Source organism: Thiohalophilus sp. (assembly GCF_034522235.1).
GTDB lineage: Bacteria > Pseudomonadota > Gammaproteobacteria > UBA6429 > Thiohalophilaceae > Thiohalophilus.
In genome coordinates, this window is sequence record NZ_JAXHLN010000003.1 from 2,446,935 (window position 1) to 2,466,617 (window position 19,683).

General features: G+C 57.4%; 16 protein-coding genes and 1 tRNA gene. 12 read left to right on the forward strand and 5 right to left on the reverse strand.

The genetic code is table 11. The features are described 5' to 3' along the window. The first annotated feature begins 32 nt into the window (after positions 1–32). From U5J94_RS14970 to nadC, 5 genes are read left to right on the forward strand one after another with little or no spacing between them, the layout of a single operon-like run. A complete protein-coding gene (locus tag U5J94_RS14970) occupies positions 33–596 on the forward strand; it encodes a hypothetical protein (RefSeq protein ID WP_322566424.1) in 564 nt (187 codons plus the stop codon). Between the two features lie 2 nt (positions 597–598). After that, on the forward strand, positions 599–1,213 hold the full coding sequence (locus U5J94_RS14975; protein WP_322566425.1) for a penicillin-binding protein activator LpoB: 615 nt from the start codon (positions 599–601) through the stop codon (positions 1,211–1,213). Between the two features lie 22 nt (positions 1,214–1,235). Beyond that, positions 1,236–2,561, forward strand: coding sequence for a hypothetical protein (locus tag U5J94_RS14980; RefSeq protein ID WP_322566426.1), 1,326 nt, complete (start codon positions 1,236–1,238; stop codon positions 2,559–2,561). 1 nt (position 2,562) lies between these two features. Continuing rightward, complete coding sequence (locus U5J94_RS14985) at positions 2,563–3,594, forward strand: LPP20 family lipoprotein (protein ID WP_322566427.1); 1,032 nt, start codon at positions 2,563–2,565, stop codon at positions 3,592–3,594. A 9-nt stretch (positions 3,595–3,603) separates the two neighbouring features. Further along, positions 3,604–4,443: a carboxylating nicotinate-nucleotide diphosphorylase gene (gene nadC, locus U5J94_RS14990; RefSeq protein WP_322566428.1), complete on the forward strand. Its 840-nt coding sequence runs from the start codon at positions 3,604–3,606 to the stop codon at positions 4,441–4,443. An 87-nt stretch (positions 4,444–4,530) separates the two neighbouring features. Here the strand turns inward: nadC and U5J94_RS14995 are convergent, their stop codons facing one another. Together U5J94_RS14995 and U5J94_RS15000 are read right to left on the reverse strand one after the other, a co-directional pair. Continuing rightward, positions 4,531–6,270, reverse strand: a complete 1,740-nt coding sequence (locus tag U5J94_RS14995) for a hypothetical protein (protein ID WP_322566429.1) — start codon at positions 6,268–6,270, stop codon at positions 4,531–4,533. Positions 6,271–6,729: 459 nt separating this feature from the next. Beyond that, entirely contained in the window at positions 6,730–8,622 is a 1,893-nt protein-coding gene (locus U5J94_RS15000; protein ID WP_322566430.1) for an ATP-binding cassette domain-containing protein, read from the reverse strand. A gap of 90 nt (positions 8,623–8,712) precedes the next feature. On the opposite strand from U5J94_RS15000, the gene U5J94_RS15005 reads away from it, so the two are divergent. From U5J94_RS15005 to U5J94_RS15035, 7 genes are all read left to right on the forward strand, one after another. Next, a complete protein-coding gene (locus tag U5J94_RS15005) occupies positions 8,713–10,152 on the forward strand; it encodes a dihydrolipoyl dehydrogenase (protein ID WP_322566431.1) in 1,440 nt (479 codons plus the stop codon). Between the two features lie 595 nt (positions 10,153–10,747). Next, a complete protein-coding gene (gene recQ, locus U5J94_RS15010; RefSeq protein WP_416224240.1) occupies positions 10,748–12,874 on the forward strand; it encodes a DNA helicase RecQ in 2,127 nt (708 codons plus the stop codon). Between the two features lie 177 nt (positions 12,875–13,051). Further along, entirely contained in the window at positions 13,052–13,447 is a 396-nt protein-coding gene (locus U5J94_RS15015) for a YkgJ family cysteine cluster protein (protein WP_322566433.1), read from the forward strand. 520 nt (positions 13,448–13,967) lie between these two features. After that, on the forward strand, positions 13,968–14,300 hold the full coding sequence (locus U5J94_RS15020; protein WP_322566434.1) for a hypothetical protein: 333 nt from the start codon (positions 13,968–13,970) through the stop codon (positions 14,298–14,300). A 5-nt stretch (positions 14,301–14,305) separates the two neighbouring features. Then, positions 14,306–15,442: a permease gene (locus U5J94_RS15025; protein ID WP_322566435.1), complete on the forward strand. Its 1,137-nt coding sequence runs from the start codon at positions 14,306–14,308 to the stop codon at positions 15,440–15,442. A 242-nt stretch (positions 15,443–15,684) separates the two neighbouring features. Then, complete coding sequence (locus U5J94_RS15030; RefSeq protein WP_322566436.1) at positions 15,685–17,607, forward strand: hypothetical protein; 1,923 nt, start codon at positions 15,685–15,687, stop codon at positions 17,605–17,607. Between the two features lie 101 nt (positions 17,608–17,708). Further along, positions 17,709–18,044: a hypothetical protein gene (locus U5J94_RS15035; RefSeq protein WP_322566437.1), complete on the forward strand. Its 336-nt coding sequence runs from the start codon at positions 17,709–17,711 to the stop codon at positions 18,042–18,044. A gap of 334 nt (positions 18,045–18,378) precedes the next feature. On the opposite strand, the gene U5J94_RS15040 is transcribed toward U5J94_RS15035, so the two are convergent. From U5J94_RS15040 to U5J94_RS15050, 3 genes are all read right to left on the reverse strand, one after another. Further along, a complete protein-coding gene (locus U5J94_RS15040; RefSeq protein ID WP_322566438.1) occupies positions 18,379–18,621 on the reverse strand; it encodes a hypothetical protein in 243 nt (80 codons plus the stop codon). Between the two features lie 457 nt (positions 18,622–19,078). Beyond that, a tRNA-Thr gene (locus U5J94_RS15045) sits at positions 19,079–19,154 on the reverse strand. A 12-nt stretch (positions 19,155–19,166) separates the two neighbouring features. Further along, on the reverse strand, positions 19,167–19,598 hold the full coding sequence (locus U5J94_RS15050; RefSeq protein WP_322566439.1) for a Fur family transcriptional regulator: 432 nt from the start codon (positions 19,596–19,598) through the stop codon (positions 19,167–19,169). Between the last annotated feature and the right edge of the window lie 85 nt (positions 19,599–19,683).

A 19,683-nucleotide genomic window follows, 5' to 3' on the forward strand; every position in this document is an offset into this window, starting at 1 on the left:
GCTGTGGCAGCTATCGACAAGGAGATCGACCTATGAACAAATTGCAGCTCCTGAAACAGGGATTGCTCATCAGCCTCGTCATCGGGCTGGCGGCCTGCGGCGGCAAGACTCAGGTGGAAAGCGATCTGGGTATCCGTGGCGGGCCCGAATGGGTCAACGAAGGCACCCAGTATCTGAACGACCGGGACGGACGGTTGTTCCATGGTGTCGGCCATACCCCGCCAATGGGTGACAAGTCGCTGCAAATCGCCACCGCCGATAACCGGGCCCGCGCGGAAGTAGCCCGGATTCTCAGTTCGTACATGGATGTGGTCAGCGATGATTACAGCGCCCATGCCGCCAGTGCCGGCCGTTCGATCAACCAGCAAAACGTCTCGCGGCAGATTAATAATCTGACCAGGGTGAACCTGACCGGCGTCAGGATCATCGGCCACTGGCAAAACGAGCAGACCGGGAATATCTGGTCCATCGCGGAACTGGACATGGCCCGGATAGCCGAGACGCTGGACAAGGTCGACGACATGAACGCCGATCTGAAACGTTATATCAGCGATCAGGGCGGCAACATTTTCGATTCACTGGCGCAGGAGAACTGAGCATGCCGTATCGTACTATCCGAACCCTTTTCCTTTTACTCGGCGGTGTCCTCCTGATGGCGGGGCTGGCCGGTTGCGGCACCCAGGTCGAGCGACTGGAGCCCGAAGAGGTACGCGATCTCAGCGGGGCCTGGAACGATACCGACTCGCGCCTGGTCTCGGAGGAGATGATCAGCGACATGCTGTCACGTCCCTGGGTGAATGATTTCAAACGCCAGACCGGCAAGCAGCCGGTGGTCATCGTCGGCACCGTGCGCAACCTGAGCCACGAACACATCAACACCAATACTTTCGTCAACGATATCCAGCGCGAGTTGACCAACTCCGGGCGGGTCACATTCGTCGCCTCGCGTGTCGAACGTGACGAGATTCGTGATGAACGGCTGGATCAGGACATTCATGCCAGTGCGGAAACCCGCAAAGCTATGGGTCAGGAATACGGCGCCGATTACATGCTCAGCGGCCAGATCAACACCATCATCGACATGGAAGGGCGCACCCAGGTCCGCTACTACCAGGTGGATCTCACCTTGATCAGTCTGACGGATAATCGCAAGGCCTGGGTGGGGCAGAAGAAGATCAAAAAAGAGGTCGTCAATAGCAAGCTGCGTTACTAGATGGCGCCGCCAGGCTTATCTCATGCGCCTGCGCCTGCCACAGCGCCCTGTTCGCTATGCCGGCTGGCTATTGGCCGGCGTTCTGCTTCTGCAGCAAAGCGGCTGTACCACCTACAGCCGCAACTTTGAACAGGAAGTTCAGAACCTTGCCAGCCGGGATCCGGCTGCCGCTCTCGAAGTACTGGAAAAACAGCACCATCCCGAACGCAACCAGCTGCTCTATCACCTGAACAAAGCCATGTTATTGCACATGCTCGGCGACTACGCTGAGAGCAACAACGAGTTCGAGCAGGCCAAGAAAATTATTGAGCACTACCAGGCAGCCAGTATCTCTGAGGAGAGTGCGGCATTTTTCATCAACGACGGTACCCGCACCTACACCGGCTCGTCACTCGAACAGCTGATGCTGCACGTCTACGCGGCCATCAACTATCTGTTGCAAAATCAGGTGGATGCGGCCCGGGTCGAGGCATTGCAGATCGATGTGCGCCTGCGCCAGCTACAGGATGCCAATCCCGACAGTATTCTCAGCATCGATCCCTTTGTCCGCTATCTCACCGGGCTGATCTACGAGCAACTGGGTGAAAGCGACAACGCCATGATCGCCTACCGCAAGGCCTATAACGCCTACCTGGAACACCGAAAAGTCTACGCTATCAATGTCCCCCGGATCCTCCAGCAGGATCTGTTACGTTTGAGTCGACAACTGGGACTCACCGAAGAGTACGCTGAATATCGTGCGCGCTTTGACACCGATGCCCGACAGTTTGACCGGGACGGGGCCGAGCTAATCGTGCTGTTTCACAAGGACCTGGCCCCTATCAAACGCTCACAACGGATCGCCCAGGTCGATCCCGCTAGCGGCTATCTGGTCCATTTTGCCGTGCCGGTTTATGAACCACGCCACAGCTATCTCAGTCATGCCCGGGTTGTGGTCGCTGAGCAACGGGTCCGTACCGAACCCATGGAAAACATCAGCGGCATCGCCCTGCGCACCCTGCAGGAAAGTATGCCCGCGATCACCGCCCGCGCGCTGGCCCGCGCGGTGATCAAATACAAGATGTCACGCCAGGCCGGGGAAAACGACGGGCTTGCCGGCCTGTTGATGAATATCGCCGGCGTGATCTCCGAGCAGGCCGATACCCGCAGCTGGTTGACCCTGCCCGGCGAGATCCAGATGGCGCGTGTCACACTGCCGCCGGGCGACTATAATGTGACATTGGAGCTGATCGGACAAGCCGGCCAGGTGACTGCTACCCGGCAGCTCGATCGAATCAATCTGACACGCGGCGGCAAACGTTATCTGTCCTATTTATGGTTCCCGGCTTACCCAACAACGAGGCACTAGCATGAACAACCCCGCCAGTTTTTTTTCTCCCCTTGTCATGACCGCGCTGGTCATGATGTTGACCGGCTGTGCCGGTCCTGGCACGGGTGACGACAGACCCGCGTGGATCAGCGGTAACAGCAAGGCCTATCCGACCGAACAATACCTGATTGGCCGCGGTGAAGCGGAACATGCCGCTGTGGCCCGGGATCGGGCCCGCGCTGATCTGGCCAAGATATTTGAGGTCAGCATCAGCGAACAGAGCCGGGATATCACCGAATACAGTCGAACCACCGGCAGCGGCGAGCAAACCCAATCCAGCCTGGAGACTGCCATCTCACGGCAGATCGCCACCCGCACCGACCAGACCCTGTCAAATATCGAAATCGCCGAGATATGGCAGGACCCCGACAGCGGGCGCCATCACGCCCTTGCCGTACTCGATCGCCTCAAGGCCGGACAACAGCTGCGGGATGCAATCCAACAGTTGGATAACCTGACCGGTAAGGTGATCGAGGATGCCTGGCAGCAAAGTGAACTGCTGCGCCAGCTCGCGCGGGCCAATCGCGCCGTCGAGACCCAGCTGCAGCGCCGTGCCCTGCAACGCCAGTTGCAGGTGATCGATCCCATCGGCAGGGGCGTGCCGAGCCGTTATCAACTCGAAAGACTGCTGCATGACCGTAATAATCTGGCCCAGCGAGTCCGCATCCGTACCCATATCGAACAGGATGCGAGCGGGCAATTACCGACCATTATCAATGGCGCCCTGGCCGAAGCGGGTTTCCGGCAGGTTGATGACCATGCCAATTACCAGCTTGATGCCAGTCTGGATCTGACCTCCTTCCCGGATCAACAATGGCACTGGGTGCACGGTAACCTGACCATCGTGCTACGCTCCCTGTCCAACAAGTCCGTGCAGGGCAGCCATCGTTGGGAGATCAAGCAGGCCGCCAGTCAACCCTTGCTTGCTCGTCAACGGGCACTCCAGAGTCTGAATGATCGACTCAATAATGAGTTGCGCGATGTCATTACCGGTTTTGCCGAAGCCAGGTAAAAACAGACTATGCCGTTTACCGTCTCCCCCGAGAAAATTCAACAACAGGTCGAACTCGCTCTGGCCGAAGATATCGGCAGCGGTGATGTCACCGCTGCCCTGTTACCGGAAGCCGATCAGGTCGATGCGCGGGTCATTTGTCGCCAGTCCGCGATAATCGCCGGCCGTGCCTGGTTTGACGAGGTATTTCGACAACTCGACCCGACTATCACTATCCATTGGCAGGTCAACGACAGCGAGCGTGTCGAACCCGAGCAATTACTTTGTGAGTTGCACGGCCCGGTTCGCTCGCTGTTAACCGGCGAACGTACCGCGCTCAACTTTTTGCAAACGCTTTCCGGCACCGCTACATCTGTGCGCCACTATGTCGATCAGATAGCCGATACCGGTGCGCAAATCCTCGACACACGAAAAACCCTGCCCGGCCTGCGTCTGGCACAAAAATACGCGGTCAGTTGCGGTGGCGGCACCAACCACCGTATCGGCCTGTATGACATGGTATTAATCAAGGAGAATCATATCACTGCCGCCGGTTCCCTGCTGGAAGCGGTCAAAACGGCGCGACGATTATCACCGCAACTCGAAATCGAAGTGGAAGTCGAAACCCTGGAGCAACTGGAGCAGGCCCTGGAAGCCGGCGTCGAACGGGTCCTGCTCGATAACATGTCTCTCAAGACACTGAGGCAGGCTGTCAGCCTGAACAGCGGCCGCACGATACTGGAGGCCTCCGGCGGGATTACACTGGAAAATATTCGCGATGTCGCACAGACCGGTGTTGATTTCATCTCCGTCGGTGCCCTGACCAAGGACATCCAGGCCGTGGATCTGTCGATGCGGGTTAGCGAATGATAAATGTTGAGTTTTGAATGTTGAGTTGATGAGACGCTGGCTGCGCCAGCGTTGTTTTACATTAATTCAAAATTCAAAATTCAAAATTCATCTAAGTCCCGGCGAACGCAGCTCGTATATAGTGAACTCTTTTTCCACCAGCCAGACTTCGCCCAGCCTGACCGGCAACCGGGAACCGTCGTTGCGGATCAATTTGAGTGGATCGCCACTTTTGACCGCCAGGCCAGTATTGACAATTAACTGCCATTGGCCACGCAAATCCTTCACCAATATTGCAGTATGGCCCGATTTTTCCTGAATATCCTGTTCAGTCTGAATTACCACCGCTTCGGCATGGCTCGACAGCCGGACAATGGCGACTTCCACACGGTGGTCTTCGGTGCGATGCAACCGGTTAATATAGCCCAGGGTAATCCGATGCAATTCTGCGTCAACTGGACCGAAAGCGACCAGCTGACCAATCTTGATGGGTGTACTGAAGGCGGTTTCTTCGGTCCCGATCAGCAAGCCGCCGGAACTGAAGTTGATCATAGCCCACTGGGTATTCATGTGCGACTTTGCATCATCGGCCAACAACGAGGATTGCCGGGCCAGTTTGTCGACAAACTGACGCGAGTCGATAATCCGCTGCATATCTTTGGAAGAAATATCTCTCAACAATCGAAAAACTTCGTTAAGCCCGAAATAAACGCGTAGCGCATCATAAGTGTGGACACGGTGGCGTTTCTTCTGCCGGCTGCGCTGTATGAGTGCGATCAGCATGGACTCGATAACCGGTAACCGCTCTTCGTCGTTGAGTTCCTGCAAAGGCTTGGTGAGTTTTTTCGGATCAACAGCCCCGATAAATCTCATCTTGCCAATGTTTTCATGTTCCTTGACCAGCGCGTTGTACAACCCGGTATAGTCGATCAGTATACTCGGGCCTTTGATGTCCTCGCGACGCTGGAATTGCGGCGGACTGTTATTATTTAGATAGGTAATCAGGTTTCCCGGCTGCAAAGGGGCATGAGTGTCCGCCACTATCCGGAAACTCTCCATGCCCAACGTATTCAGCCAGGCATCCGGTATATGCAACAAACGGGTCGACCAACTATTGGTTTCAAGCAGACCAAACAGCTGGATAGACAGGTAGATCTCCTGCATGGAGCCTTTCGAGGTGCTGCTGCGCTCCGATTTGTTCTGCCGGCTTCTGGCGCCAACCGTGCCCAGCAGATCCAGCTTATCGTTCACGGCATTGTGCAACAACATGGAGAAAAACACCTGATTGACGTCCAGCCAGTCGGTTTTGCTCATCTTCTGATAACGCAGAGCCTTTAACCGCTGCATCAACCGCAATAGCTCGATAATCCGCAGGCCCCGGGCATACAGCTGCTGTTGGTTACGCGCGAAACTTGAAGGACTGGCGCTGTAATCGGCGTGAAACAGCAGTTTGTAGCTGATCGCCACCTGCTCAACGGCCTTGATACTGGTCTCCAGCGCATTACGCCGTTCATTACTCTCCGGCAGGCTGCTTTGCTCCGCCTGGAATTTCTCGTACCACATGGCCACCACCGGATAAATCTGCCCCAGTACCGTCTGGGTCAGCTGCTCGCGTTTTTCCGGTTTCATTTTCAGGCGATTGAGACTGGCCTGGATGCGCACCGCCTCTTCCAGCAGCCGCACCGGCGCCCGCTGGTAATTGGTCAACGTTTGCAGATAACGCTCCCTGTCGAGATCCTTGCGCTCGGCATCCTTGTAAGGCCTGGTAAGGTTGCCGAAATGGCCAAACTGGCTGCTATCGAGATCCGGCTCGGGTTTGTCGGTTTTGGGTTTTGTTGTAAACAGCATGGCGTCAGTTATGTTGTGTCGACAGGCGCCGGCCTCCGTGTCTGATCAGTGGCTATTTTCTATGCTAATCATATAACAATTCTTCTTTCCTGCCATCCCTGTAACACCATCATATTCTCAGGGTAAACCCTGAGATAGTGCTGAGTGCTGAGTTGGCAGTGAAATGATGAGGTAGGAGCGGCTGCGCCGCGATAGACCTCACCGCCGGCACAACCTGTCGCGCCAGAGGCGCTCCTACAATCAATGGAACCGATTTTTCTTTCCAATCGTCGGCCCGATATAGCACCCTGCGGGCATAAACTCCGCGGTATCGGGCACACCTCCGGATTGCCGGACACCGCGTTGCTCTGTCCAGCCTGCCTTGTGCGGAAAACCTTTCACCACCAGGACATCCGGGGATCATATTTTTCATAATTACTTCTTCGTGTCTTCGTGTCTTCGTGTCTTCGTGGTGAATCTTTATAGCGGCTCGAACACCTCGAGCTGTTCGGTGACTTCCAGCCACTCGGCCTCGGCCGCCTGTTGCTGCTGTTGCAGATCGGCCTGTTTGGCGAGCAGTTCCTGTAGCTCGTCCTTGTTCGCCTCCTCGTACAGGCTGTTATCAGCCAGCTCGGCATGTAATTCTTCCTGACGTTTGGCCAGGATATCCAACCGCTGCTCGAGTTTTTTGATCTTGTTGCGCAACGGCTGCATCTGACGGCGCTGTTCGGCGGCCTGCTGGCGTTGCTGCTTTTTGTTGAGCCCGGGTGCGGTTTTACCACGGGAGTCCGCCGCGAAGGCTTTTTCCTGTTCCTGTACCCACTGGCGATAATCGTCCAGATCGCCGTCAAAGGGCGAAACCGTCCCATCGGCAACCAGCAACAGGGTATCGGCGACACTGCGCAGCAGATAGCGATCATGCGAGACCACCACCATGGCACCGTCGAATTCCTGCAGCGCCAGCGTCAGGGCATGACGCATTTCCAGATCCAGGTGGTTGGTGGGCTCGTCGAGTAATAACAAATTGGGTTTTTGATAGACCAGCATGGCCAGCACCAGGCGCGATTTTTCCCCGCCGGAGAACGGCGCCACCGGCGACAGGGCCATCTCGTTGCCAAAGCCGAAACCGCCCAGATAATTGCGCAGGGCCTGTTCGCTCGCCCTGGGATCGATCCGCTGCAAATGCAACAGGGGACTGGCCTGCGGATCAAGTTGCTCCAGCTGATGCTGGGCAAAGTAGCCGACTGCCAGTCCTTTGGCCGGCGTGATTTCTCCCGCCAGCGGGATCAGCTCACCGGCCAGTAACTTGATCAGGGTCGACTTGCCGGCCCCGTTGTAACCCAGCAGACCGATGCGATCCCCCGGGGCGATGGTCAACTTGACCTGGTTCAGTACCGGTTCCTGCGCATAACCGATATCGACTTCATCCAGTTGCAATAACGGGTTGGGTAACTGATCGGGATTGTAGAACCGGAAATGAAAAGGCGAGTCGACATGCGCCTGGCTGATCACTTCCATGCGCTCCAGCGCCTTGATCCGGCTTTGCGCCTGGCGCGCCTTGTTGGCCTGCACCCGAAAGCGATCGATAAATTTCTGGATATGGGCGATTTCGCGTTGCTGTTTTTCATACGCCGATTGCTGGTTGGCCAGGTGCTGCGCGCGCAGGACTTCAAAGGCGGAGTAGTTGCCCGTATACAGCGTCATTCTCTGTTGCTCGATATGCGCGATGTGGGTGGTCACCCGATCCAGAAAGTCGCGATCGTGGGAGATCAGCAACAACGTGCCGGGATAGGCACGCAACCACTCTTCCAGCCAGACCACGGCTTCCAGATCCAGATGGTTGGTCGGCTCATCGAGTAACAACAGATCCGAGCGGCACATCAGCGCCTGGGCCAGATTCAGGCGCATGCGCCAGCCGCCGGAAAATTCGCGCACCGGCACCGATTCCTGTTCGGCGGAAAAACCCAGCCCGTGCATTAACTTGCCGGCACGACTGGCGGCGCTGTAGCCGTTGATATGTTCCAGTTCACTGTGCAGCCGGGCCAGTTGTTCGCCGCGGTTCTGCAGTTCGGCGTCGCGGATCTGCTGTTCGATCTCGCGCAAACGGGTATCGCCGTCGATGACATACTCCAGCGCGCTTTTGTCCGTCGCCGGCATCTCCTGGGCGACATGGGCGATCACCGTGTTCGGCGGCAGGGAGAACTCACCGGCATCCGGCTGCAACTCATTTAATATCAGCGCGAACAGGCTGGACTTGCCGACGCCGTTGGCGCCGGTAATACCCACTTTCTGGCCCGCCTGTACCGTACAGGTGACATCGCGCAACAGCTCGTGCTTGCCGCGGCGCAGGGAAAGATGGGAGAAGTTCAGCATGGGCGCAGTGTAACAGAGCCACGGGCCTGATTGTTCTGTCGCCCGCCGCCCGTTACTATCGACTGACGCCCTTACCATAAGCGGGAAGCCATGTCCGAACATTATCACCTGATCGTCCTCGGCGCCGGCACCGCCGGTCTCGTCGCCTGGAAGGAAGCCAGCCGCCATACCGATGAACTGTTGCTGATCGACCCCGGCCCGCTGGGCACCACCTGCGCGCGGGTCGGCTGCATGCCCTCCAAGGTGCTGTTACAGGTGGCCAGGGAGTTTCATACCGGGCGCCGCCTGGCCGAACGCGGATTAACCCGGGATGTGCCGCCGGTCCCCGACGGCGCGGAGGTGATGCAACATGTCCGCACCCTGCGGGATCGTTTCGCCAGCGGGTCGATCAATATGGTTAAGAAACTGGGCGAGCGTTATCTCAAGGGGCATCCACGCTTTGTCGCGCCCGATACCCTGGAGATCAACGGCCGACAGCTCAGCGCCGATGCCATTATCGTCGCCACCGGCACCCGCCCGGTCGTCCCCGAACCCTGGCAGGCACTGGGCGAGCGACTCATCACCAGCGACACGATCTTTGATCTTGAGACCCTGCCCAAACGCCTGGCGGTGGTGGGGCCGGGTGCCATCGGCACCGAACTGGGGCAGGCGCTGGCGGGGCTCGGTGTCGAGGTCCATGCCTTCGGCCGTGACGACCGTCTGGCGGGACTGGACGATGAGCCCGTCAACCAGGCCGCCTTCGAGGCACTCGGTCAATCGATGACCCTGCATACCGGACACGATGTCGACGTCGAAGCCGCGGACAGTGGCGTGTTACTGAACTTCGGCGAACAACAGTTTGAATTCGAGGCCCTGCTGGCCGCCGTCGGCCGCCGGCCCAATATCGAGGATCTGAACCTCGACGCGCTGGGCCTGCCCCTGCAGGACAACGGCCTGCCGGCGATCGATCCGCAACGCCTGCGCGCGGGCGACACGCCGGTCTATTTCGCCGGCGACGTCAACGGTATCCGACCGCTGATGCACGAGGCCGCCGACGAGGGACGGATCGCCGTGTACCACGCCCTGCATCCCGACACCGAGTGCCTGCAACGGCGCACCGCGCTGGGCATCGTCTTCACCGAACCGCAGATCGCCCAGGTCGGTATCGGATTTGACGAACTCCCCGACGATGCCCTGATCGGTGAAACCGATTTCGGCGATCAGGGTCGCGCCGTGATACTCGATCAGGATCACGGCCTGTTGCGGGTCTACGCCGATGCACAGGGCCAATTGCTCGGCGCGCAAATGGCCATCCCCGGCGCCGAACACCTCGCCCACGAACTGGCCTGGCTGATCCAGCAAAACATCGACGTCGAAACCGCGCTGCAACTGCCCTACTACCACCCGGTTCTGGAAGAGGGTCTGCGCAGCGCCTTGCAGGGCATTCGCCGCCAGCTCAACGCCGACCGACGGCATCCCGATCTGCCCTTGTGCGGAGAAGAAGACGATCCATTGGCCGGCGCGGTCGCGCCGGCAGAAACCAGGGGCTAGGGGCCAGGAAACCCTTTAACCACCAAGACACGAAGACACGAAGACACGAAGAATGATTTTCATCCTGGCGTCCTGGTGCCCTGATGGTTTGCCTTGTCCCCCGACAAACCGGCTGGCGTAGGCCCGATATAGCACCCAGCGGGCATAAACTCCGCGGTATCGGGCACCATCCGAATTGCCGGACACCGCTACACTATGTCCGGCCTACTCCTGGTGTGATCGCACTGCCAGGGACGAGGACCCCCCTTAACCACCAGGACACAAAGAATGATTTTTTTACCTTGGTGTCTTGGCGTCTTGGTGGTTTGCTCTTGTCCCCCGACAAACCGGCTGACGTAGGCCCGATATAGCACCCAGCGGGCATAAACTCCGCGGTATCGGGCACGCCTGGATTGCCGGACACCGTTACACTATGTCCGGCCTACCCCTGGCCGGTGCAGGCGCACCGGCAGGGCCGAGTGACGAGGGACGAGTTTCGAAGGGAACCACATATTTTTCCTCGTCACTCGTCACTCGGCCCTGAGCCCGGGAGACCCTTGTGGTCCTCACGGGCGACTGGCAGAATGGCACAAACTCCCTGACGACAACTGACAACATGGACGACCCGGCCGACATACTCAGGACGATCTTCGGCTACGAACAGTTTCGCCCGCCGCAGGACGGGGTCATCGATACCCTGATCGCGGGGGACGATGCCCTGGTGCTGATGCCCACCTGCGGGGGTAAATCCCTCTGCTACCAGATCCCGGCCATCGCCCGCCCCGGGGTGGGCATTATCGTCTCCCCGCTCATCGCCCTGATGCAGGATCAAGTCGCGGCATTGACCCAGGCCGGGGTGCGCGCGGCCTATGTCAACTCCAGCCTGAGCGCGGAAGAGGCCGCCCGGGTCGAGGCGCAGATGCAGCGCGGGGAACTGGATCTGGTGTATGTCGCGCCCGAACGGCTGCTGACCGAACGCTTCCTTGCCAAACTCGATCAGACTCCGCTGGCGCTGTTCGCCATCGACGAGGCGCATTGTGTGTCGCAATGGGGTCATGACTTTCGGCCCGAATACATCCAGCTATCCTTGCTGGCCGAACGCTATCCCAGCATTCCGCGCATCGCCCTGACCGCCACCGCCGACGAGCTGACCCGCCAGGAGATCGTCAGCCGCCTGCAACTGCAACAGGCAAGGCAGTTCATCAGCAGTTTCGATCGGCCCAATATCCGTTATCGCATCAATCAACGCGGCAATGCCCGCGAGGAACTGTTGCGCTTTATCCAGGAACAGCATCCCGGTCAATCGGGCATTGTCTATTGCCTGAGCCGCAAGAAGGTCGAGACCACCGCCGAGTGGCTCGGCAATCGGGGCCTGACCGCGCTGCCCTATCATGCCGGGCTCGGCAGCGAGTTACGTCAGCATCACCAGCACCGCTTTCAAAACGAGGAGGCGGTGATCATCGTCGCTACCATCGCCTTTGGTATGGGCATCGACAAACCGGACGTGCGTTTTGTCGCGCATCTGAATCTGCCCAAGAGTATCGAAGCTTATTATCAGGAGACCGGCCGCGCCGGACGCGACGGCCTGCCCGCCGATGCCTGGATGGCCTACGGACTGGAGGATGTGATCACCCTCCGCCAGATGGTCGAGCAGTCCGAGGCCAATGAAGCGCGCAAGCGGATCGAACGCCACAAACTCGAAGCGATGCTCGGCCTGTGCGAAACCACCGCCTGCCGCCGCCAGGCGCTGTTGCGCTATTTCGACGAGCCCCGCGACGAACCCTGCGGCAACTGCGACACCTGTCTCACCCCGCCGCAGACAGTGGATGCCACCGAAACCGCGCGCAAAGCGCTCTCCTGCGTCTATCGCACCGGCCAGCGCTTCGGCGTGACCTACCAGATCGATATCCTGCTGGGCAAAAGCGATCCGCGCATCGAACGCAACGGCCACGATCAACTCCAGCTGTTCGGCGCCGGCAAGGAACGCAACGCCACCGAATGGCGCGGTATCTTCCGCCAGCTCATCGCGCTCGGTTACCTGCAGGTCGATGTCGGCGGCCACGGCAGCCTGCGCCTGGCGGAAAGCTGCCGGCCGTTGCTGCGTGGCGAGCAGACCCTGCAATTGCGCGTGGAACAAAAACCCACGCGCAAACGCCGCGCCGCACGGGGCGGCAGCGAACCGGCCAGCGATCCCGACAAACAACTGTTCGAAGCGCTGCGCAGCCTGCGCCGGCAACTGGCCGAAACCCAGGGCGTGCCGCCCTACGTCGTGTTCCACGACGCCACGCTCATGGAACTGGTCGAACGGCGACCGCAAACCCTGGAACAACTGGCTGACATCGCCGGCCTGGGCGAACGCAAGATCGCCGCCTACGGCCAGGCGGTGCTGGATCTGTTAGCCCAACATCGCAACCCACCGAGCGAGCGATCCGACACTGTGGACGAAACCCTGCGCCTGCTGCGCGAGGGCCACGACGCCGCCGAAATCGCCCGCCAGCGCGGCCTGACCGAAAGCACCATCTACACCCACTTTGCCCGCGCCCTGGAACAGGGCGAGGTGCAACTGCACGACGTGATCAAACTCAAAGAAGAGCAACTGAACACCATCCGCGCGGCGTTTGATCTGGCCGGCGCCAGCGGTCGACTCAAGGATGTGTATACCGCCCTCGACGGCAAATTTGATTACGGAATATTAAGATGCGTCGGCACAGAGTGCGGCAAGCTGGCGTCGGCCGGCGGATAACATAAAACCTGCTCACGCCCTGCCTGGACTATCCATTCTCCATCAGCATATTCGAATAAATTAACTTTAAATTTTGTTACTGGCTTCACCATTTTTTTTATCCGGTTTTGCTGGACGTCCGGTTTTCGCTACCTATATTTGTAGTATGTAAATTACATATTTGGGGCACGCTGGCGCATGGCTGCCAACGACGCATACAAGACACGACTGATCGACTGTGACGCCGGCAGAAGAATGGGTTGCCAATCCTTCTGCTGTCGCATGCTGGTGCGGCTCAAACCCCATGAAATGGAAAAACCAGCCGACGGAACGCCACCGAAAAGCTTTATCGACAAGGATGAGGAAGGCTACTGTATTCACTTCGATAAAAAAACGTCGCTGTGCGGTATCTGGGAACAGCGCCCGGAAATTTGCCGGGAGTATGAATGCAACTCGGATTTTATGTTGCAGGTCGCTCTCAGGGAAACGTTTTGTAATATTGTCGAGCTGGCGACAAAGGCGGCCTCAACGTACATTCCGGCAGAAACCTACACATTCATCCCGGAAATAGAAGCCGATGAAAGCGAAGACTGATCCTGCCTGAAAGGACAGTGATGGTAATCAGTCCCCGTGTTTTTGATATCACGCTGCCGCCTGTTCCGACCTGAACGACTTCAATACCGACTCAGCAGATACCAACAGTCTCCCTGTGCCATATATCCCCGGCGCAATTGCACCCTGCTCAAGCTCCGTCGAATTGTCGCCCGGGACGTACTATGATTCTTTAGTATGTAAAGCTTCTGGCCTGCCAAAACGGAAAACCCGTTATGCCCTGTATTTTGCAATTCAGATCGGGAACGTTCTTATTCTGCAACAGGACAAATCCTTTTGATATGAAATAAGTTATTGAGATTGAAAAGAAATCACCTGATACCAGGTGGCATGGATAGTGCAGCATAGATATTGAGTTGAAGGCCTGTTGCTCGGGAGGTTATACCGAAATTGACCAGGCTGTCTTGTCGTTAAAAGTAAACAGGGTACCGACTCGGGAGAGAAAGCCATGCTGGGACTCGGGAGAACTTGCGGATTTGGACTGTTGCTCTGCCTGTTGCCAGTGAACCTGACAGCTGAGCCGCTGGTCAGTGAAAAAGAGCAGGCCTGGATCGAAGAAGCGCAGCAGTTGGTAGAGGCCGCCGCCAGTGGCCGGGCCGAAGCACGTTCGTTCCAGCGTCAGGTGGAACAAAGCCGCGAAGCCCTGCGCGAGATCGTCAAAAATGCAGAAAGTGGGGATAGTGAGCGGCATCAAAACATGATTCTCATGGTGGCGCTGCTGGATGCCGCGGCGGCGTGTCACCGGGCGGGACATATCGTTTGTCCGCCGGATCTGATGCGACAGCTGCGTGCCCAGCTTGCCCGACTGCAGGCCCAGGTCGGGACGCTCGGCTGACCCCCATGGCTTCCTCGTCACTTTTCGAAACAGCCCGTGAACTGGTTTTTACAGGAACGTCTATCCTGCTGGACGCGGGTTTCTGGATCGTGGTCAGTCTGGTCGCCGCCGGTATTGTTTATGAATACCTGGGGACGTCCCGGCTGAGCCGGTTTATGCGTCATCAGGGCGCCGGCAGCATTGCCGGTGCCCTGGGGGCCGGGGCATTGTTGCCCATGTGCAGTTGCGGTGTGGTTCCCCTCGCCGTGAGCCTGCGCCTGACGGGAGTGCGCCTGGCATCAGTGATGACCTTCACTGCCGCAACGCCGGTGATCAATCCGGCGGCGGTACTGCTCTCCTACGCCCTGCTCGGGCCCCATATCACCCTGGCCTATGTGCTGTTCGGTTTGACCGTCCCTGTGCTTGTGGGGCTGGTGGTTGAACGGTTCGGGACGCAAGGGGAGACGGACGAAGCGGTCCGCCTCAAACAATGTTGTTGCGGTGGCAACGAAACGCAAAATGCCGGGACTGAAGTGGCCGGCCGGGCCCGTTTTACCCGGGCCATGCGCTGGGGATTCACCGAACTGGGCCCGACCCTGGGCCTCTATCTTGCCGTCGGTATCGCGCTGGCCTCGATCATTATGACCCTGTCACCCACCCACTGGATCCCGCAACACCTGGGCGGCGCGGCCCCCTTCAGTTCGCTGTTGATCGTCGCGTTGCTGGGAATGGTGATTTACGTTTGCGCTGTGGCACACATTCCGCTGGTCGCCGCGCTACTGGCGGCAGGCGCCAGCCCCGGCATCGCCGTGGTTTTTCTTGTGACCGGCGCGGTGACCAATCTTCCCGAACTTATTGCACTGCAACGCATTCTCGGGCGACGGACCATCGCGGTGTATGTGATATCGCTGGTAGTCGCTTCCATTGGAGCCGGCTGGTTACTGAACCTGTGGCTGTTGCCGGCGTTCTCGCCGCAACTGGCGCCCGTTGACAGCATGCGCTGGGGGGATCTGGCCGACCGGGTCAGCTTTGTTATTCCAGAGACACTGGCTATCGCCAGCGCGGTGGTCGTGGCCGGTCTGTGTGTGTGGGGCGTGGGACGCTGGTTACGCGCCCGGATTCCCGCCAGATGGACCGGTCGCACCGCCGCCCCGCAGGAGTAATATTGCAAAATTCGCAATCAGGCCCGGGGAACTCTCATTCTGCAATTTGAATCTGCTCCCCCCTCTTTGTTTGTCCGTCGCATAATTCACAGCCAAATCAATACCTTATTGTTTTCATAGGGTATATGGCCCGCAAATTGCACAAATAATAACCATATCAAATTGATAGAAATAGCAGTCACAGCTTTCCTCAAGTCTGTAATGGCAATTGACTGACTAGACAACCTCAGGAGGATGCACAAATGACTTATTTCAACTTTATCCGGGACCGACTGGGCTCCCTGGCCGTGGCGCCACTAGCGGTGCTTGCCTTGATACTGGCTGGTTGTAGTGGTGACGAAGGTGAGATCAGCGCGTCAAAGCGTGATCCGGCACAGGCACTTTTTGCCTTTTACGTTGATGGCGATGGACAGGATCAGCTGGCCCGCATCGATCCGGATACCCTGGAAGTTCTCGATATCAAACATGTCCCATTCAACGCCGGGGGCGGCAAACAAAAATCGTATTTCTACGAGGAGGGTTATATCTGGACAGGATCCGGCAACGAGGTGTTTGGGTTTGATCCCGATACCCTTGAGCCGGTTGAGGGACAAACCGGGCCGTTTGTTCAGGGTAACCGTTCCGGCGAGGTGGGATCCGCGCTGGTCAGCAGTGCCGGGACATTGAGCGGCCAGTCTACGGATACCAATCAACGTATTTTCGACAAAGAAACCGTCAGCCTGATGCAACGCACTTCCTGGACCGAGGAAGAGATGCAGCGCTACGATCTCTGTGAACTGAATCATTCGGTCACGAATCTGTCGCGCACCCTGGCGGCCGGTGGCGGTGAATTTACCGCGCTCGAGCACATGGAGACGGACGAGGTATTGTTCCATGACATGGGCTATCGACCTGTAGGGAATGAAACCGCACCCGACGGCAAACTGGTAATGTACGGGGTGCGTCAGGGGGATCATATCCTGTTTCTGGACACCGACCCGAATTCGGAAACCTTCGGACAACCGGTACGCTTTGTCTATCCCCGCTTCGGTTACGTCAAAGATCAGACTAATGCTGTAGTGGCGAATTTTAGTTCTCCATATGATCAGGCGGGTGGTACGGCACCAGGAGATTGGCGTCACACTCGCGCCGGTAATGCCGCACCTGGTGAAGACGATCCTGAAACCTATGTTGAACCCTGTGACTCGACCATGCTGCGTGATGCCGACGGGGTGGTATGGACCTGTAGTCCGGAGGTGGACGGTGACGCCTTTACCTGTGTGAATGTTGATACGATTACCACTGACACTCCCGAGGTTTATAATACACCTGTGCCGGTTATACGTCAGGCCAACTTCCACAATGATATAGCAACCGCGGGCCCCTGGATGGCCTCGCTGGTGAATCGTAATGCCGGTGACAACGAGTTGCTGTTATTCACGGAATTGGAAGGTGAAAACGCGGAAAGTATCTGGAACATCTCTGACCCGAGCGCAGCGTACGAGATACAGCGGATCTATGACGACCTGTCGGATGTTGCTGATCCAAGCGGGACCGGCGGTGAATTCGTTGATGGCTCGGATTACACGGTAGATATTGATTACAGTACTAGCGGGGGGGCCAATACTCCCGTAACTTACCGTTATGTCGCTCTGGACGGCGATGATGGTACCGGTGCCAGTGCCAGCGGCGAAAACACTGCTTATCTTGCCAAGGTGGACGATGCGGATCCGGGACCGAACTACTTGCTCAATGGGTTGAATGGCCGGGCCGGCACAAGTAACGGTGCTCTTTCCAGAAAATCCGGAGAGGGTAGTGAAACGATCATCTTCAGTGATGAGGTATGGCTGACCACATTTCAGGGACCCGGTACCTTCCAGATCGTGGATCTGACTACATCAGCACCATACAATGTCGAGACAGTGGATATTCCTTCCGCCTTTTCCGGTTACTTCTCGCCGGATGGCAGCAAGTACTTCCAGACGGTTGGTGGTGATATAGAGGTCATTGACCGTGCAAGTCGTAGCGTGGTTGATACTATCAGTCTCTCCGGCTCGGTAAGCTCGATCGCCATCGGAACCTACACTTCAGGCGCTGCCGGATCCATTGGAACCGGTGATGGTGATGGCAGTGATGACGGTGGCGGCGATGGTGATTTGCTGCCGCCGAACCCCTGTGGCGGTTAAACTCTCTGTCGCGGCTGCCCGGTCGGGCAGCCGCGCACATTGATTGCCTGAATAAAAACTCTATCCTCAATAAAACTAACAAGAACCTAAGGAGCAAAGAGATGCGTATCGCCTACATATTTTCAACCGGGAACGCCAGTTATATTCTGGAGAAGATGATACTTCCGCAACTTGAATCCGGCTCGCATGGCGTGACCGTTGTGGGAATGTTCTTTTTCGTGGATAACAATTACATGCTCGAGGAAGGCAACCCCACCGCAGTGCGCCTGGCCGCGCTTGCCAGGGAACATGGCATACTGGTGATGGGCTGTGATCAGTGTTGTGAACTGCGCCGTATTGATGACAAGATCCAGGAGCCCTTTACCATTGGTTGTTTTCCCAATCTCTATGGCGCGCTGTCAAAGGCGGGCGGTCTGGACCAGGTCATTACACTCTGAATACCGGTTTGAGCTGAGCCTGGTTGTTTGGTGTTTTGGTGGGGAAGGAGTGAATTTTTACTGCCTCCCCCGCCCCTTCACATAGGGGTCGCCATAATGACCAAAACAAAGAACGAAATTCTCTGATGATATTTGGGTTCAGGGTAAAAACTTCTCTTCCTTTGGTTTTGGACCACGCTTCATAGGCGTAACCCGCCGACCTGTTAATTTTTCAATCTCTTCCCTGAAGCGATCATTGCCAAGAGCCATTTCTTTATTCGTGGCCTGCCGGATTCGGTTTATCGTCGAATCGTCCAGATGTCCCCGGAATAATTCCCGATAACCCTGGAGTCTTTCATGTTCTGTTTTGCCGAGCTGTTGATAAATTGGATGCGCTGAACACATACGCATAGCGGGCGACGAGGCTGCCGTTTTCGCTGACCTGTGTCAGGCGGCCGGCCAGGTCGTACTGGTAGTCATGGACCGTGGTGCGGCCGTCGAGGGTTTCGGTTTTTTGGGTAATCCGGCCCAGGTCATCACGGACATAGCTCACGTCGTACAGGCTCGTGGTGTTGAAGCTCGCCTGGTACGCAGTCATCTCACCGCAGGGGTTGTAGTCGTGCTGGGTGTTGACACTGCCGATGAGTTTTTACCCTGACCCTAAATATCCTTGGTGAAATGGTGCTGGAAGAAGGCACGCTGTGCAGCAGTTGCGAGCAGGCAATCGACAAGGGAGAGAGCGTGCGCTATCACCTTCGTACCGGCGAAACCTATTGCCCTGCCTGTGCCGCCCTGGAAACATCCCCCGTCGACAGCTCCAGCGGTACATCATGACCCGCCGAAACAGATCAAACAGGAAGCTACCCCTCCGTTCACGAACAACCTGACTGCCAGGCAACACCTGACACATCGTCCATTAGCAGTGTTAAGCAGGGATAAAGGGATAGTGCAGGGTTTAGCTTTTCGGGGTATTCAGGCACATCCCGGACAGCAGGGTTGTTGCTTGAATATGTCGATTCAATCCGGGGAAGTTCATAAAGGGCCGGGTGTTAAAATGGTGCCGGTGAGAGGAGTCGAACCCCCGACCTGCGCATTACGAATGCGTTGCTCTACCGACTGAGCTACACCGGCGGCAACGGTTACTCAGGCACTGCTGCGTACCCGGATGATGATATCCACCCCGTCGGCTTCGGTCCCGTCGGGCAGGGTCGGCAGCTGATCCAGTTTGAGCTCTTGCGAGTCGATGTCCATCAACTCGCCGGAATCGACGTTATAGAAATGATGGTGGTCGCTGACGTTGGAGTCGTAGAACACCTTGCTCGGATCCACAATCACCTCGCGGACCAGCCCCTTGCGGGCGAACAGGTTGAGGGTGTTGTAGATGGTCGCCTTGGAGACCACCTGGGTCTCCTGGTTGACGATGGACAGCACTTGATCGGCCGACAGATGCTGCGGCCGGGCGAACAGGATCCGGGCGATATCAACCCGCTGCTGGGTGGGTGTAATATCGTGTGCCCGCAAGCGGCTGTCGATCGCCGCATCACTCATCTGGGGTGTTGGCTTTTTATCCATCATTAGCCAAGTATAGACCACCCTTTTAGACAAAGTCTAGCGTCATCTCCCGCCCATGTGTGAAAACGGCAACAAATTCAGGGATATA